The 14,884-nt window shown below is 70.6% G+C and carries 17 protein-coding genes and 1 rRNA gene; 9 read left to right on the top strand and 9 right to left on the bottom strand.

Translation table 11 applies throughout. The annotated features are described in order from the left end of the window. Nucleotides 1-23: 23 nt before the first annotated feature. Genes AC1Q49_RS10195 through xseA form a run of 4 tightly spaced genes read right to left on the bottom strand, consistent with a single transcriptional unit; the run spans nt 24 to nt 2,812 of the window. Entirely contained in the window at nt 24-674 is a 651-nt protein-coding gene (locus tag AC1Q49_RS10195) for a carbonic anhydrase (RefSeq protein ID WP_060959238.1), read from the bottom strand. Then, nucleotides 671-1,297: a DUF4245 family protein gene (locus AC1Q49_RS10200; RefSeq protein ID WP_060959239.1), complete on the bottom strand. Its 627-nt coding sequence runs from the start codon at nt 1,295-1,297 to the stop codon at nt 671-673. The genes AC1Q49_RS10195 and AC1Q49_RS10200 overlap by 4 nt, the downstream gene beginning before the upstream one ends. Then, on the bottom strand, nt 1,297-1,527 hold the full coding sequence (locus AC1Q49_RS10205; protein ID WP_082734119.1) for an exodeoxyribonuclease VII small subunit: 231 nt from the start codon (nt 1,525-1,527) through the stop codon (nt 1,297-1,299). Before AC1Q49_RS10205 ends, AC1Q49_RS10200 begins: the two co-directional genes overlap by 1 nt. Nucleotide 1,528: 1 nt before the next feature. Beyond that, entirely contained in the window at nt 1,529-2,812 is a 1,284-nt protein-coding gene (gene xseA, locus AC1Q49_RS10210) for an exodeoxyribonuclease VII large subunit (RefSeq protein ID WP_492491974.1), read from the bottom strand. A gap of 133 nt (nt 2,813-2,945) precedes the next feature. On the opposite strand from xseA, the gene AC1Q49_RS10215 reads away from it, so the two are divergent. From AC1Q49_RS10215 to AC1Q49_RS10225, 3 genes are read left to right on the top strand one after another with little or no spacing between them, the layout of a single operon-like run. After that, complete coding sequence (locus tag AC1Q49_RS10215) at nt 2,946-3,935, top strand: 4-hydroxy-3-methylbut-2-enyl diphosphate reductase (protein WP_060959241.1); 990 nt, start codon at nt 2,946-2,948, stop codon at nt 3,933-3,935. Then, a complete protein-coding gene (locus tag AC1Q49_RS10220; protein ID WP_492491976.1) occupies nt 3,932-4,480 on the top strand; it encodes a DUF6264 family protein in 549 nt (182 codons plus the stop codon). Before AC1Q49_RS10215 ends, AC1Q49_RS10220 begins: the two co-directional genes overlap by 4 nt. Further along, nucleotides 4,477-5,046 (top strand): MOSC domain-containing protein, encoded by a 570-nt coding sequence (locus AC1Q49_RS10225; protein ID WP_492491978.1) that lies wholly within the window; start codon nt 4,477-4,479, stop codon nt 5,044-5,046. The genes AC1Q49_RS10220 and AC1Q49_RS10225 overlap by 4 nt, the downstream gene beginning before the upstream one ends. Here AC1Q49_RS10225 and fbaA read toward each other — a convergent pair. Beyond that, nucleotides 4,988-6,112 carry a class II fructose-bisphosphate aldolase gene (gene fbaA, locus AC1Q49_RS10230; protein WP_492491980.1) on the bottom strand — a complete coding sequence of 375 codons (1,125 nt, stop codon included), beginning with the start codon at nt 6,110-6,112 and terminating at the stop codon, nt 4,988-4,990. The genes AC1Q49_RS10225 and fbaA overlap by 59 nt on opposite strands. A gap of 184 nt (nt 6,113-6,296) precedes the next feature. On the opposite strand from fbaA, the gene glpX reads away from it, so the two are divergent. Further along, nucleotides 6,297-7,286, top strand: coding sequence for a class II fructose-bisphosphatase (gene glpX, locus AC1Q49_RS10235; RefSeq protein ID WP_060959245.1), 990 nt, complete (start codon nt 6,297-6,299; stop codon nt 7,284-7,286). A gap of 103 nt (nt 7,287-7,389) precedes the next feature. Beyond that, nucleotides 7,390-7,578: a hypothetical protein gene (locus tag AC1Q49_RS10240; protein ID WP_060959246.1), complete on the top strand. Its 189-nt coding sequence runs from the start codon at nt 7,390-7,392 to the stop codon at nt 7,576-7,578. Nucleotides 7,579-7,588: 10 nt separating this feature from the next. Here AC1Q49_RS10240 and AC1Q49_RS10245 read toward each other — a convergent pair whose 3' ends face one another. From AC1Q49_RS10245 to adhP, 3 genes are all read right to left on the bottom strand, one after another. Beyond that, entirely contained in the window at nt 7,589-8,860 is a 1,272-nt protein-coding gene (locus AC1Q49_RS10245) for a DNA recombination protein RmuC (RefSeq protein WP_492491983.1), read from the bottom strand. A 46-nt stretch (nt 8,861-8,906) separates the two neighbouring features. Beyond that, on the bottom strand, nt 8,907-9,512 hold the full coding sequence (locus AC1Q49_RS10250; protein WP_060959248.1) for an exonuclease domain-containing protein: 606 nt from the start codon (nt 9,510-9,512) through the stop codon (nt 8,907-8,909). A gap of 138 nt (nt 9,513-9,650) precedes the next feature. Beyond that, nucleotides 9,651-10,718 (bottom strand): alcohol dehydrogenase AdhP, encoded by a 1,068-nt coding sequence (gene adhP / locus AC1Q49_RS10255; RefSeq protein WP_082734120.1) that lies wholly within the window; start codon nt 10,716-10,718, stop codon nt 9,651-9,653. A gap of 96 nt (nt 10,719-10,814) precedes the next feature. On the opposite strand from adhP, the gene AC1Q49_RS10260 reads away from it, so the two are divergent. The 3 genes from AC1Q49_RS10260 to AC1Q49_RS10270 are packed head-to-tail and all read left to right on the top strand — an operon-like array spanning nt 10,815 to nt 14,005. Beyond that, nucleotides 10,815-11,555: a class I SAM-dependent methyltransferase gene (locus AC1Q49_RS10260; RefSeq protein ID WP_492491985.1), complete on the top strand. Its 741-nt coding sequence runs from the start codon at nt 10,815-10,817 to the stop codon at nt 11,553-11,555. 28 nt (nt 11,556-11,583) lie between these two features. Continuing rightward, a complete protein-coding gene (ychF, locus tag AC1Q49_RS10265) occupies nt 11,584-12,657 on the top strand; it encodes a redox-regulated ATPase YchF (RefSeq protein WP_101306040.1) in 1,074 nt (357 codons plus the stop codon). 52 nt (nt 12,658-12,709) lie between these two features. Then, nucleotides 12,710-14,005: an MFS transporter gene (locus tag AC1Q49_RS10270; RefSeq protein WP_492491987.1), complete on the top strand. Its 1,296-nt coding sequence runs from the start codon at nt 12,710-12,712 to the stop codon at nt 14,003-14,005. A gap of 26 nt (nt 14,006-14,031) precedes the next feature. On the opposite strand, the gene AC1Q49_RS10275 is transcribed toward AC1Q49_RS10270, so the two are convergent. Then, on the bottom strand, nt 14,032-14,169 hold the full coding sequence (locus tag AC1Q49_RS10275; RefSeq protein ID WP_191008393.1) for a hypothetical protein: 138 nt from the start codon (nt 14,167-14,169) through the stop codon (nt 14,032-14,034). Between the two features lie 557 nt (nt 14,170-14,726). Here AC1Q49_RS10275 and AC1Q49_RS10280 point away from each other — a divergent pair. Continuing rightward, nucleotides 14,727-14,884: ribosomal RNA gene (locus AC1Q49_RS10280) — 16S ribosomal RNA — on the top strand; the annotation flags it as partial.

Genomic DNA, 14,884 nt, shown 5'->3' on the forward strand with positions numbered 1-14,884 from the left:
GGGCGGGGCGCGGGCGGAACCGGTCAGGCCTCGTCGAGTCCGACCGTGACGTGCGGCACGGCGGTGCCCTCGCTCAGCCGGTAGTTGGCCCCGACGATGCCCAGTCTTCCCTCGGCCACGGCCTCGGCGATCAGCCGCGAGGAGGCGAGGAGGTCGTCGACCGTGTTCTTGAGGTGTTCGCGGCCGACCTCCTCGGCATCCAGCGTGCGCGGGTCGACGTCGCCGCCGGCGTCGCGCAGCACGGTTCGCGCCGCCGGCACGATGCGGGCGATCAGGCGCCAGATGTGCGAGGGCAGCTCGGGCGAGCCGAGGGCCGTCGAGTCGATCGCGGCGCGCACCGCCCCGCACGCGTCGTGGGCGAGCACGATGATCAACGACACATCGAGCGCCGCGACGGCGTACTCCAGGCTGGCGATCGCCGAATCGGAGGCCACCTGTCCGGCGTTGCGGACCACGAACAGATCGCCGAGGCCCTGGTCGAAGATGATCTCGGCCGCCAGGCGCGAGTCCGCGCATCCGAACAGCGCGGCGCGCGGGGTCTGCGCGGCCGCGAGCTCGTTGCGGCGCTCGACGTCCTGACGGGGGTGGCGGGGCTCTCCCGCCACGAAGCGCTCATTGCCTTCGCGCATCTCGGCCCAGACGGTCGCGGGCGTCGGGCGGATCGTCGTGCTCATCGCGTCTCCTCGCGCAGGGTGCGGATCTGGTCGGTCACGCCGGTGGCGGCGACCGCGGCGGTGGGGGCGTCGGTGGCCCCGTAGATGAGGACCGTGTCGGTGCCGGCCGCCGTCGAGAGGGCGTAGGAGACCGTGTCGGTGCGTGCCGACGCGGGGATCGTGTACTCGTCCCAGACGATGCCGTCGATCGTGACGCTCCCCGTCGGGGCGAAGCCCCCGAGCACCTTCGATGCCCACGTCGGGTCGGCGTCGATGCCCTGCGCGATGCGGATGTAGCCGGTCGGCGGCGCGTAGACGATGCGCCACATCGAGCCCTCGAGACGCGCGGAGTTGGCGCGCCAGTCCTGCGGCACCGTGGGAACGAGCAGGGTGTGCTCCAGCGATGCCGACGCGCTCTGCGCGGATGCCGCCACGTCGGCCTCTTCGGGGTCGGGCAGCGACCCGCGGGGCACGCCGAAGTACACGACGGCGACGACCGCCATCGTCACGAGCAGTGCGGCGACGAGGTTGCGGAACGTCTTGCTCTGCCGATAGGCGCGGGATGCCGCAGCCTTGCGGTCGGCGGTCTCGTCGGGCGTCTCGGGGCGACCGAGCTCGGCGACGATGCGGGGACCGGCGGCCATCACGACTCCGCGTCCGCCGGACGAGCGGCATCGAGCAGGCGCTTGGCGCCCAGGAGCCACTCCTCGCAGCGGGCTGCGAGCGCCTCTCCCCGCGTCCAGAGCGCGAGGGAGTGCTCGAGGGTCGGGGCGCCCTGCTCGAGTTCGGCGACGACGCGGACGAGCTCGTCGCGTGCCTGCTCGAACGAGAGATCGGCGACGTCGGCGGCCGTGTCGCTGGTCATGGCGTCCATTCTAGGACGCGGCCCCGACGTCTTCGGCGACGGGTCCCTCCGATCGCGCGGCGAACGATCCCTCGGCGACGGTGACCGTGACCGACGCCCCCGCCGGGGCCTGCGCGGCGTCCCGGACGATGACGCCGCCGTCCAGGCGCGCGATGGCATATCCGCGCGACAGCGTCGCCCCGGGCGACAGGGCGCGCAGCGAGGCCCGCAGCTGTGCGGTCGTCCGGTCGGCGGCATCCAGGCGTCGCGTCACGACGTCGCGACCGCGCGACACGAGCGTCCACAGCTCGTGCGAGCGCGGCGTGAGCAGCGACTCGGGGGAGCGCAGCACCGGCCGCGAGCGCAGCTGTTCCAGCTGGGCGATGTCGTGCGAGATCCGCTGGGTGAGACGGGTGCGGGCGCGCGTGCGCAGCTGCTGCACGAGCGCGCGCTGCTCCGACACGTCGGGGACGACCTTCTTCGCGGCATCCGTGGGGGTGGAGGCGCGCAGGTCGGCGACGTCGTCGAGGAGCGGGTGGTCGTTCTCGTGCCCGATCGCCGAGACGACAGGGGTGGATGCCGCGGCCACCGCTCGCACCAGACGCTCGTCGCTGAAGCCGAGGAGGGTCTGGGGGTCGCCGCCGCCGCGGGCGATCACGATGACGTCCACCTCGGGGTCGGCGTCCAGCGCGGCCAGCGCGGCGATCGTCTCCGGCACGCAGCGCTCGCCCTGCACCGCGGCGTGGATCGTGCGGAAGCGCACCTCCGGCCAGCGCAGCTCGGCGTTGCGGTGCACGTCCTTCTCGGCGTCACTGCGCTCACCCGTGATGAGCCCGACGACGTGCGGGAGGAACGGGATGCGCTTCTTGCGCGCGGGGTCGAACAGCCCCTCGCTCCGCAGCCGGGTGCGCAGTCGCTCCAGCCGTTCGAGCTGGTCGCCCAGGCCCGTGTGCCGCATGGCCGACACCGTGAAGGTGAAATCGCCCGTCTTGACGAAGAAGTCGCTTTTGACGCACGCGACCACCAGGTCGCCCACCTTCACGTCGTCCTGCAGCCGCTGGAGCGTCGATGACCACAGGCGGAAGGAGATCATCGCGTCGCCGTTGGCGTCCTTCAGGCGGCCGAAGACGTGACCGCCGCGGAGGTTCCACGCCGTGATCTCGCCTTCGACCCACACCGAGCCCCAGGTCGACACGAAGCCGCGGATCGTCTCGTTCAGCCGCGACACGGAGGTCGGCGCGTCGGCGCGGGAATCGCGCGGGGCCACGGCATCCGGCGGAGCGACCTCACCGGGAGCGGACGCGAACGAAGCCATCGCTGCCTTTCCGCCGCGCGCATGCGGCCCTCACTCAGCCCGCCCTCCCTAGAATCGAGGGGTGAGCAGCTCTGCCGTCCGTCTACCGACGCCCCATATCCCAGGACCGCGCGGACGGCTCCAGGATAACCCGGTGCCAGGGCCCAAGAAGGTCCTCCTGGCCTCCCCGCGCGGATACTGCGCGGGGGTGGACCGCGCCGTGATCGCCGTCGAGAAGGCGCTGGAACGCTACGGCGCCCCGGTGTACGTGCGCAAGCAGATCGTCCACAACATCCACGTCGTCACCGAGCTCGAGGCGAAGGGGGCGATCTTCGTCGAAGAGGTCGACGAGGTCCCGTCCGGTGCGCACGTGGTCTTCAGCGCGCACGGGGTCTCGCCGGCCGTCGTGAACGCGGCATCCGAGCGCGGGCTTCAGGCGATCGACGCGACCTGCCCGCTCGTCACCAAGGTGCACCGCGAGGCGGTGCGCTTCGCGCGCGACGACTTCGAGATCCTGCTCATCGGCCACGACGGCCACGAAGAGGTCGAAGGCACCGCCGGAGAGGCTCCCGACCACGTCACCGTCGTGAACTCGCCCGACGAGGCCGATCGCGTGGTCGTCAAGGACCCGGAGAAGGTCGTGTGGCTCTCGCAGACCACGCTCTCGGTCGACGAGACCATGGAGACCGTGCGCCGTCTGCGTGAGCGCTTCCCGAGCCTGCAGGATCCGCCGTCGGACGACATCTGCTACGCGACGCAGAACCGCCAGGTCGCCATCAAGAAGGTCGCCAAGGACGCGGATCTGGTCATCGTCGTCGGCTCGTCGAACTCCTCGAACTCGGTGCGTCTGGTCGAGGTCGCCCTCGAGTACGGCGCGAAGGCGGCCTACCGGGTCGACTACGCGCACGAGATCCGACAGGAGTGGCTCGACGGCGTCGGAACGGTCGGCGTCACCAGCGGCGCCTCGGTCCCCGAGGTCCTCGTCCAGGAGGTGCTCGCCGATCTGGCCGGCGCCGGCTACGCCGACGTCGAGCAGGTGCGCACCGCCGAGGAGGACCTGATGTTCTCCCTCCCGAAGGAGCTGCGTCAGGACGCCACCGGACGCCGTGACGACCGCGCGCTCGGCGGGCGGTCCCGGACGTGAGCGAGCCCGCGGCGGAGCCGACGCGCCCGCGCCCGCAGTACGGAGAGTACGCCACACCGGAGGAGCAGCGCGCGCGCATCGCGCAGCCGGCACCACCGGCGCAGCATCCCGTGCTCCCGCCCACCGTCCCGAGCCGTGCCCATCCGCCGACCGCGCCGGCGACGACCGCCGCGGCGCGTCCGTCGCGCACGGCCGATCGGATCATCACCTTCGCGCTGCTCGTCTACGGCCTCGTCACCGTCGTCAGCGCGGTTCCCCAGCTGTGGGACTTCGCGGGCTTCGCGCAGACCTGGATGCAGGTCGCCGGGATCGACGCCACCTTCACCAACACGGCGCAGGGCGAGCTGTGGGGGCGCATCTCGGCGTTCGTCTTCATCGGAGGCTGGATGCTGACGGCCGTGCTGTCCTGGGCCTCGCTGAGAGCGCACCGGCTGTCGTGGTGGATTCCCCTCGTCGGGGCCATCGTGACGTTCATCATCGCGACGGTGTGCCTCACGATCCCCCTGCTCGGCGACCCCGCGATCGTCAGCCACTTCGCCCGATGAGCGCATCCGGCACGCTCCTCGCGGTGTGCGTCGTGCGGGCGCTGCGACCCGACGCCGGGGCGCTCGGGGTGACCGCGATCGACAAGGCCGCCGTCGAGGGGCCGGTCCGCCTCGGACGCTACGGCGCGTATGCCGACGTCCAGGCCAATCGCAAGCACCACGGCGGCCTCGACAAGGCCCTCTACGCCTACGCGCAGGAGGACGCCGACTTCTGGGCGGCCGAGTTGGGCGTCGACCTGCCGCCCGGGTGGTTCGGCGAGAACCTCCGCGTCGACGGGCTGGACGTCAACCGCTCGCGCATCGGCGAGCGATGGAGGATCGGCGCGACCGCCGTCGTCGAGGTGACGATGCCGCGAACGCCCTGCCAGACGTTCGCGCGCTGGGTGCGCACGGTCGACCGGTCGGCCGAGCGCGGCTGGGTACGCCGCTTCTCGGCGGAGCGTCGACTGGGCCCGTACCTGCGCGTCGTGCGCACCGGGTCGGTCCGCGCCGGCGACCCCCTCACCGTCATCCACGTGCCCGAGGGTGCGCCCGGACTCCTGGACGCGTACGCCGATCCCGCGTGATCGTCGCGGGCGCCCCGCGCCGGTCACGGTCGGGCATCCGCGGCGACGGCCCGTACGTCGAACCGAGCTGCTGCGTGGCCTCGACCACGCGGGCCGCCATCGCCGACTCGGCGATCTTGCCCCAGGCGCGCGGGTCGTAGGCCTTCTTGTTGCCCACCTCGCCGTCGACCTTGAGCACGCCGTCGTAGTTGCTGAACATGAACCCGGCGACCGAGCGCGTGAACGCGTACTGCGTGTCGGTGTCGATGTTCATCTTGACGACACCGTTGGCGACCGCGGTGGCGATCTCCTCCGGCGTCGAGCCGCTGCCGCCGTGGAACACGAGGTCGAGGGGCTTCGCGCCGGTGCCGAACTTCTCCGCGATGCCCGCCTGGATCTCGCCGAGCAGCTCGGGGCGCAGCTTCACGTTGCCCGGCTTGTAGACGCCGTGCACGTTGCCGAACGTCAGCGCCGCGATGTACCGACCGTTCTCGCCGAGTCCGAGCGCGTCGACGAACTTCGAGACGTCCGCGGTGGTCGTGTACAGGGCCTCGTTCGACCCCTCGTGCTTGACGCCGTCCTCCTCGCCGCCCACGACGCCGATCTCGACCTCGAGGATGGCGTTGATGTTCTTCATGCGGGGGAGCAGCTGCTTGGCGATCTCGATGTTCTCCTCGAGCGGTACCGCCGAGCCGTCCCACATGTGCGACTGGAAGATGGGGTTGCGACCGGCGCGCACCTCCTCCTCGGATGCCGCGATCAGCGGCAGCACGAAGTCCTCCAGCGCCGGCTTCGGGCAGTGGTCGGTGTGCAGGGCCACCGTGATCGGGTAGTTCGTCGCGACCTCGGTGGCGAACTTCGCGAACGCGAGGGCACCCGTGGCACGGCCCTTGACGGTGTGGCCGGCGAAGTAGTCGGCGCCGCCGGTCGTCACCTGGATGATGCCGTCGGAGCCGGCTTCGGTCAGACCCTGCAGGACGGCATTGATCGACTGCGAGCTGGCGGCGTTGATCGCGGGGAACGCATATCCACCGGCCTTCGCACGGTCCAGCATCTCGGCGTATTGCTCAGGGGTGGCGACAGGCATTTCTGCTCCTCAGTTCTGCGGGGATTCCAGGCTCAGCCTATCGAAGCGGCGGGACCGTCCGTGAGGGGGCGACCGGGCAAAAGAGTCCCCTCCCGCTTGTCCGCGGTGAAAGAATCGCCGTTCCTTCGTTGCGGCGCCGCCGAAAACGCCACGGCAGACGCAGGTGTCGCTCTAGGCTGGCGACATGGTGAGCCTGACCGCGGACATGAGCCCTTTGCACCCCGACCGCAACCTCGCGATGGAGCTCGTGCGCGCCACCGAGGCCGCAGCCATCCGCTCGGTCCCCTTCATCGGGCGCGGCGAGAAGGAGAAGGCCGACGGCGCGGCCGTCGACGCGATGCGCGCGTTCCTGACCACCGTCGCCTTCGACGGCGTCATCGTGATCGGCGAGGGCGAGAAGGACAACGCTCCGATGCTCTTCAACGGCGAGCACGTCGGGACCGGGCGGGGGCCGCAGTGCGATGTCGCCGTCGATCCCATCGACGGCACGTCGCTGACCGCGGAGGGTCGCAACAACGCCCTCTCGGTGCTCGCCGTCTCCGACCGTGGCTCCATGCTCGACGCCTCGAGCGTCTTCTACATGGACAAGATCGTCACCGGCCCCGCCGGCGTCGGCGTCGTCGACATCCGCCTGCCCGTCGGCGAGAACATCCGCCGGCTCGCCGCCTCGCTCGGCAAGCCCGTCGACGAACTCGTCGTCTCCGTGCTCAACCGTCCGCGCCACGCGCGCCTCATCGAGGAGATCCGCGAAGCCGGCGCGGGCACGCGTCTGATGAGCGACGGCGACGTCGCCGGCGGCATCAACGCGGCGCGCCACAACGCGCGCACGGACATGTGCATCGGCATCGGCGGCAGCCCCGAGGGCGTGGCGACCACCTGCGCGATCAAGGCGCTGGGCGGTCACATCCAGGGTCGGCTCTGGGCGCGCGACGACGACGAGAAGCAGCGGGGGATCGACGCCGGTCTCAAGCTCGACGGCTACGTCTACGAAGCCGACGAACTGGTGAAGGGACGCAACACGATCTTCGTCGCGACCGGTGTCACCAACGGCGAGCTCGTCGCGGGCGTGCGTCGCGACGGCGACTTCGTCTACACCGAGAGCGTCGTCCTGCGCGGCGCGTCCGGAACGCTGCGCCGCATCTCCTCGGAGCACCTCACCTCGAAGTGGCTCTGAGCGCGACGCGCGGGGGCGTGGAGGACAGCTGACGCCCGCTCTGGCAGAATGTGGAGCGGTGTCACCGGCGACACATACGTCGTCCACGCAGTCCGGGGGTCACATGTCCGCAGCATCGAGCAGTCCCAGAACGGGTCAGGTCACCGTGCCGGTCGACCCCGCGCGCAGGCCCGACGTCCTGTTGCGGCGACGGATGCCGGAGGGGCATCAGGTCAGCGCGTGGTGGATGATCGGCGCCTTCGTCGCGGTCTCCGTCGCGGTCGTCGGGCTGCTGAACCTCTTCCCGGCCTGATCCGGCGCGCTCACAGTCGATCGCGCAGGTCGCCCACGTCGGCGACCATGGCCTCGGCGGCACCGTCGGTGAGTTCGGGGGCGATCAGCTTCCGCGGTGTCTTCTCGATCGCGGCGGGTGCCGCCGCCGCATCCAGCTTCGTCTCATCGATGCCGGGGAACTTGCGCGCCGTGACGAGCACGCGGGTCTCCAGCGAGCCGGCGAAGCGGTTGTAGGTGTCCACCGTCCGCTCGATGGCGCGGCGGAGATCGTCGGCGTGCCCGGCGAGCGCGCCGAGGCGCTGGTAGAGCTCGGTTCCGAGATCGAACAGACGGCGCGCCTCGGCGGAGACGTCCTGCTGGGTCCAGGTGTAGGCGACGGTCTTCAGGACCGCCCACAGGTTGACCGGCGACGCCAGAGCCACGCGCTTGCCGAACGCGTAGTCGAGCAGGGTCGGATCCTCCTCGAGGGCGGTCGCGAGCAGCGCCTCGTTCGGCAGGAAGCACACGACGAACTCGGGGCTGGAGTCCAATCCGCTCCAGTAGGCCTTCTTCGCGAGGGCGTCCACGTGCGCGCGGACCGCCTTCACGTGCCGCTGCAGCAGCTGTGCCCGCCGGGTCGCCTCCTCCCCGAGAGCGGTCACGGGGATCGCGGATGCCTCGAGGTACGCGTCGAGCGGCACCTTCGCATCGACGGCGAGCGACTTGCCCCCGGGAAGGCGCACGATCATGTCGGGGCGCCCCTCGCCGGCGTGCGAGGTGACCGACGACTGCAGGTCGAAGTCGACGTAACGCGTCAGCCCGGCCGACTCGACGACCCGCCGCAGCTGCGTCTCGCCCCAGACCCCGCGCGTCGCATTCGAGCGGAGGGCTCCGGCGAGCGACTCCGTCGTCGCGCGCAGCGCCTCATCCGACGCCTGCGCCTGGCGCAGCTGTTCCGCGAGGGAGCCGAACTGGGCCTGGCGGTCGCGTTCGAGGGCGGTCACCTTCTGCTGCATCGCCTCCAACGTCTCCTGGACCGGGGCGAGCGCGCGCAGCACGAGCTGCTCGCGTCGTTCCCGCTCCTGCTGCGCGCTCTGGTCGGCGCGCGCCTGCGCGCTGAGCTCACGGGTGAGCGTCCGCTGCTGCTCGAGCTGCTCGCCGAGCGAGCGCGCCGTCGCGTCGGCGGCGCCCAGGCGCGCGGTGAGCGCCGCAGCATCGCGGGCGGCACGTTCGGCGGAGCGGGCGCCGCCCGTGAACCAGCCGGCGACCAGGCCGCAGATCAGGCAGAGGACCGCGAGGGAGATGACCACGAGTGCATCCATGTGCACAGCGTGCCCGAGGCCTCGGACATCGTCGTGCGCCGCACCGTCAGAAGGTCGGAACCGCCGCGGTGGGGCGCGATGCCGTGCCCGCGAGCTGCGGCACGCGCACACCGAGCAGCATCGCGAGCTCGACGACGTCGTGCGCCCCCGCGCGGGCCGCGGCGTCGATCATGATGTGCGCGCAGGCCAAAGAGTCGGCCGTCGCATCGTGGTGCGCGAAATCGAGGAACCCCGCGGCGGCGGCCACCAGCGGGAGCCGGTATGACGCGAGATCGTAGGTCTTGCGCGCCACCTGGAGGCTGCACACGTAGCGGTACGGCGGGCACGCGGCATCCGTCACCTCGCAGGCGCGGCGCAGGACGCTCATGTCGAAGCCCGCGTTGTGCGCGACGACCACGTCATCGCCGACGAAGGCGGCGAGGTCGTCGAGCTGGGTGGCCCAGGAGGGGGCGTCGGCGACGTCCTCGGGGCGGATGCCGTGGATGCCGACGTTGATCTCGAAGAACCGGTCGTGGCCCGGCGGGGGCTGGATCAGCCAACCCGCGGTCGCCACGACGCGCCCGTCGCGGACGCGGGTGAGTCCCACGGCGCACGCGGAGGCGCTGGAGGAGTTCGCCGTCTCGAAGTCGATCGCGGTGAAGTCCAGGGCCACGCGTCCACTCTGCGTGTCGTGCCCCGGCCGCCGCGGCAGGCGCGCCGTGCTCGTCGCACACCGCCGCCTGCGGCCGGGGCGCAAGGAGAGCGGGGAGCGATCCTGCTGCGATCGCTCCCCGCTGGTCGTGGCGCCGGGTCAGTAGGTCATGACGATCCGGCCGTCGATCTTGCCCCGCTCCATCCGCTCGAAGATGTCGTTGATGTCCTCGAGGGTCTCGACGTGCACCGTCGGATGGATCTGGCCGCGCGCGTAGAAGTCCAGGGCCTCGATCATGTCCTGGCGGGTGCCCACGATCGAGCCGCGGATCGTGATCGCCCGCAGCACGATGTCGAAGATGTCGGCGTCGAAGGTCCCGGGCGGCAGTCCGTTGAAGACGATCGTCGCTCCGCGCCGCACGACGCTGAGCGCCTGATCGAACGCCTTCGGGTGCACGGCCGTGACGAGCACCCCGTGGGTGCCGCCGGTGGCCTCCTGGATGGCGGCTCCCGGGTCGGTGTGTGCCGCGTTGACCGTCACCTCGGCGCCGTGCCGCCGCGCGAGTTCCAGCTTGTCGTCGTCGACGTCGACCGCTGCGACCCGCATCCCGAGGGCGCGTGCGTACTGCACGGCGATGTGTCCGAGCCCGCCGATGCCCGAGATCGTGACCCATTCGCCGGGGCGCACCCCCGTCATCTTCAGCCCCTTGTAGACGGTGACGCCGGCGCAGAGGATCGGCGCCACCTCCACCGGGTCGGCGCCGTCGGGGATGCGGGCCGCGTACTTCTCGTCCACGAGCATGAACTCTCCGAAGCTGCCGTCGACGGAGTATCCGCCGTTCTGCTGATCGGGGCACAGCGTCTCCCAGCCGGTGCGGCAGTATTCGCACGTGCCGCACGCCGACCACAGCCACGCGTTGCCGACCTTCTGTCCGATCGACAGGGTGGTCACGCCGGGACCGAGGGCGACGACCTCGCCGTAGCCTTCGTGGCCGGGGATGAGCTGCGGCTTCGGCGCGACGGGCCAGTCGCCGCGGGCGGCGTGCAGGTCGGTGTGGCAGACACCGCTCGTGATGACCTTCACGAGGGCTTGGCCGGGTCCCGGCGTGGGGACGGGGACCTCCGCGACGACGAGGGGTTCGCCCGCCGCGGTCACGACGGCTGCGCGCATCGTCGTCCGATCGTCGCGGGTTCCCGCCGCGACGGAGGTTTCGGTCAGAGTCGTCATCGACATCACTTCCTCTCGGCGGAGCCGTTCCGCCCGATGCTCCGACGCTAGGAACCCGAAGGTTGCACGCGGTTGCGGGCGGCGTAGGGTCGGACCATGGCGACGCGCGACGAGATGGCGACGAGCTTCGGGGCGGCGGTGGGGGAGTACGAGCGGGGCCGTCCGTCGTACCCGGCGGAGGCCGTCGCCTGGTTGATCGCTCCGGCCGGCCTCCGTCCGCGGGTCGCCGACGTCGGTGCCGGCACCGGCAAGCTGACCGAGGCGCTGCGGCGGGCGGGCGCGGAGGTGGTCGCCGTCGAACCGGATGCCGCGATGCGGGACGCCTTTCGTCGTTCCCTTCCGGGTGTCGAGGTGCGCGCGGGCGCGGCCGAGGCCGCGGGGCTGGCCGACGGCAGCGTCGATGCGGTCGTCTTCGGCCAGGCGTGGCACTGGGTGCGCGTTCCCGAGGCCTCGACCGAGGCCGCGCGGGTGCTGCGGTCCGGCGGTGTGATCGGGCTGATCTGGAACATCCGCGACGAGTCGGTCGCCTGGGTCGCGCGTCTGGGTGCGGCGATGAAGGGAAGCCACGCGGAGGAGCTGCTCGCGGGCGAGGGGCCGACCGTCGCGGCGCCGTTCGGCACGCTGGAGCACGAGAGCTGGCGCTGGTCGCGCACCGTCACCCGCGATGAGGTCCTCTCGATGGTGCGTTCGCGCAGCTACGTCATCACCGCGCCGGCCGAGGAGCGCGCACGCATCGAGCAGGAGGTCGCCGCTCTGCTCGACGAGATCGGTGCCGTCGGCGACGCGAGCGTGGAGCTGCCGTACGTCACGCACGGGTTCCGCGCCGTCGCGGGGTGAGCTCGTCGCCCGCGTAGACTGAGATCCCGTGGCTCTTACCATCGGAATCGTCGGTCTCCCCAACGTCGGCAAGTCGACCCTGTTCAACGCGCTGACCAAGAACCAGGTTCTCGCGGCCAACTATCCCTTCGCGACGATCGAGCCGAACGTCGGCGTCGTCAACCTCCCCGACCCGCGGCTCGAGAAGCTCGCCGCGGTGTTCGGAAGCGAACGCATCCTTCCGGCCGCCGTCTCCTTCGTGGACATCGCGGGCATCGTGCGCGGCGCGAGCGAGGGGGAGGGGCTCGGCAACAAGTTCCTCGCCAACATCCGCGAGGCCGATGCGATCGCGCAGGTGGTCCGCGGCTTCGCCGACTCCGACGTCGTGCACGTGGACGGCAAGGTCGACCCGGCATCCGACATGGAGACCATCAACGCCGAGCTCCAGCTGGCCGACCTCGAGACGCTCGAGAAGGCGATCACCCGGTACGAGAAGGAAGTGCGCGGGAAGAAGCTCGATCCCGCCGTGCTCGAGGCCGCCGTCGCCGCGCGTGACGCGCTGCAGCGCGGCGAGCTGCTGTCGGCCTCCGGAATCGACCTCGCGCCGATCAGGGAGCTCGGTCTGCTGACGGCGAAGCCGTTCATCTTCGTGTTCAACGTCGACGAGGCGGTGCTGACGGATGCCGACCGCAAGGCCGAGCTGGCCGCGCTCGTGGCTCCGGCGAAGGCCGTCTTCCTCGACGCGAAGATCGAGTCCGAGCTCATCGACCTCGATCCGGCGGATGCCGCCGACCTCCTCGCGTCGACGGGTCAGGATGAGTCGGGACTCGACCAGCTCGCCCGCATCGGCTTCGACACGCTCGGACTCCAGACCTACCTCACGGCGGGCCCCAAGGAGGCGCGCGCCTGGACGATCGGCAAGGGATGGAAGGCGCCGCAGGCCGCGGGGGTGATCCACACCGACTTCGAGAAGGGCTTCATCAAGGCGGAGGTCATCTCGTTCGACGATCTCGTCGCGCTGGGCTCCGTCGCCGAGGCGCGTGCGAAGGGCAAGGCCCGCCTGGAGGGCAAGGACTACGTCATGCAGGACGGCGACGTGGTGGAGTTCCGCTTCAACGTCTGACGCCCCGGCCCGCTCGCACCGCCGCACCGCGGAGCACCCTTAAAGTGAGCGCATGAGTTCTGCCGCGCCGGCGGCCGGCGTCGATCCGGCTCGCTCCCGAGGTCTCCGGATGCTCCTCAGCGGGTCGTTCCCGAACCTCGTGCAGTGGTACAACCTCTACGTCTTCGCGGCGTTTGCGCCGTTCTTCCGGACGGAGTTCTTCGACCCCGCCGACGGGGGCTCACTCGTCTACGTCTACGGCATCTTCGCGCTGACCTTCGTCATGCGACCGGTGGGTTCCTGGCTGTTCGGACGTATCGCCGATCGGCGAGGCCTGCGATTCGCGCTCGTGTCGAGCGTCCTGCTGATGTCGGCGGGATCGGCCGTGCTGGCGGTGAGCCCGACGGCGTCGGACGCGGGCGCGGCGGCCGGCGGCATCCTCCTGCTCGTCGGGCTCGTGCAGGGCGTGGCGACCGGCGGAGAGTACGGCGTGTCGGCGGTGTACCTCTCGGAGGTGTCGACCGACGGCCGACGCGGCTTCTTCTCCTCGTTCCAGACGGCGACGATCGTGGCGGGTCAGGTGCTCGCGCAGGCGACGCTGCTGGTGCTGCTCACATCGGTCGACCGTGCAGAGGTGTCCGCGTGGGGATGGCGGGTCGCGTTCGGCATCGGTGCGCTCGCCGGGCTGTCGACCCTGCTGGTCGCGCGGCGGATGCCGGGGGAGCGGCGTCGCCCCACGGCGGGAGTCACCCTGGCCGTCCTCCTGCGCGAGGGGTGGCGTCCGCTGCTGTGGGTCGTCCTGATGACCTCCGGCGGAACGGCCGCCTTCTACACGTTCACCGTCACGGTGCCGGCGGTGTCGCGTGAGGCCGCGTACGGCTCCGGGGGTGCGGCAGCCGAGCGGGCCAGCACGACCGCGATCCTGCTCGCGCTGATCGTGCTGATGGTGCTGCAGCCCGTCGGCGGCGCGCTCAGCGATCGCGTCGGGCGCAAGGCGCTCCTGGTGTTCTTCGGCGTGGCGGGCGTCATCGTCATCGGCCCGGTCGTCGCCGTGGCCGGGGGACTCCTCGATCCGTGGGTGCTGTTCGCCGCCCTCGTCGCGGTGTTCACCGTGCTCACCGGCTATCTCGCCACCAACACGATCGTCAAGGCCGAGGCCTTCCCTCCGCAGCTGCGTGCTCTCGGCGTCGGCTTCGGCTATGCCGTGGCCAACTCCCTCTTCGGTGGAACGGCGCCGCTGATCTACCACGCCACCGCGGCGACGCCGTGGGTCTTCTCCGGATACGTGACGGTGCTGGTGGGGATCACCCTCGCCACTGCGCTCACCATGCGCGGAGGACGGACGAGTCCGCTCGATCGTCGGCTCTGACACCGCGGCGGTGAGAGGGACGCCGGCTACGGCTCCGTGGTGAGGACGGGCCCGCAGGTGAGGCACGACCAGGCGACGAGGAACCTCTCGTCGTCCAGGACCTCGAAGCCCAGGCGGTCCCCGCACAGAGGACAGGTCGGGCCGTCGCCGACGGGGATGCGCATACCGCCAGTATCGCCGCGACGCCGCGCCGACAGACGCCGGGGAGCGCGCGACACGCCCGGGATGCCGGTGTGATTTGCCGCCGGCGCGGATCCGACCTAAGTTTGTATCCGTTCGCCCCACAGGGAAGAGCGAAGGGCCGGAAGGCCTCGCCCCCTCAAGCGGAGAACCGATCCCCATCCCACACCCTCCACGAGGGCAGACCATCCGGTCTGGGATGAGGGTTTCCCCCGTGCAGCCGTTGCCAGCGGTCGTCACCACGGATCTTCTGATCCTGAGACGCCGACTTGACAAGATGCGCGAGAGGGATAAGATAGAGAAGTTGCCCTGCGGGTGAGGCTGAGAGGCCGAGCAGCAGGAGCATCCGATCCTTGAGAACTCAACAGCGTGCACTTGTCAAATGCCAAATAACCTCGTCTCAGCTTCGGCTGGGTGAGATTCCTTTGGATCAAGTCCAGCCTCTTTTGGGGTTGGCGTATGGATTGTCAGTAATGGCATCCTTTTGGTCAGTTTCGAACTCGCTGCATCGTCGTTTTCCCGGTGGTGTATGCATTTTTTCTTTTTGGAGAGTTTGATCCTGGCTCAGGATGAACGCTGGCGGCGTGCTTAACACATGCAAGTCGAACGGTGAAGCCCAGCTTGCTGGGTGGATCAGTGGCGAACGGGTGAGTAACACGTGAGCAATCTGCCCCTGACTCTGGGATAAGCGCTGGAAAC

This window comes from Microbacterium sp. MPR-TSA4, from assembly GCF_058792815.1.

Coding starts and splice junctions, on each gene's coding strand:
- AC1Q49_RS10195 (WP_060959238.1), bottom strand. CDS start 674: ATGAGCACGACGATCCGCCCGACGCCCGCGACCGTCTGGGCCGAGATG.
- AC1Q49_RS10200 (WP_060959239.1), bottom strand. CDS start 1,297: ATGGCCGCCGGTCCCCGCATCGTCGCCGAGCTCGGTCGCCCCGAGACG.
- AC1Q49_RS10205 (WP_082734119.1), bottom strand. CDS start 1,527: ATGGACGCCATGACCAGCGACACGGCCGCCGACGTCGCCGATCTCTCG.
- xseA (WP_492491974.1), bottom strand. CDS start 2,812: ATGGCTTCGTTCGCGTCCGCTCCCGGTGAGGTCGCTCCGCCGGATGCC.
- AC1Q49_RS10225 (WP_492491978.1), top strand. CDS start 4,477: ATGAGCGCATCCGGCACGCTCCTCGCGGTGTGCGTCGTGCGGGCGCTG.
- fbaA (WP_492491980.1), bottom strand. CDS start 6,112: ATGCCTGTCGCCACCCCTGAGCAATACGCCGAGATGCTGGACCGTGCG.
- glpX (WP_060959245.1), top strand. CDS start 6,297: ATGGTGAGCCTGACCGCGGACATGAGCCCTTTGCACCCCGACCGCAAC.
- AC1Q49_RS10240 (WP_060959246.1), top strand. CDS start 7,390: ATGTCCGCAGCATCGAGCAGTCCCAGAACGGGTCAGGTCACCGTGCCG.
- AC1Q49_RS10245 (WP_492491983.1), bottom strand. CDS start 8,860: ATGGATGCACTCGTGGTCATCTCCCTCGCGGTCCTCTGCCTGATCTGC.
- adhP (WP_082734120.1), bottom strand. CDS start 10,718: ATGACGACTCTGACCGAAACCTCCGTCGCGGCGGGAACCCGCGACGAT.
- AC1Q49_RS10260 (WP_492491985.1), top strand. CDS start 10,815: ATGGCGACGCGCGACGAGATGGCGACGAGCTTCGGGGCGGCGGTGGGG.
- AC1Q49_RS10270 (WP_492491987.1), top strand. CDS start 12,710: ATGAGTTCTGCCGCGCCGGCGGCCGGCGTCGATCCGGCTCGCTCCCGA.
- AC1Q49_RS10275 (WP_191008393.1), bottom strand. CDS start 14,169: ATGCGCATCCCCGTCGGCGACGGCCCGACCTGTCCTCTGTGCGGGGAC.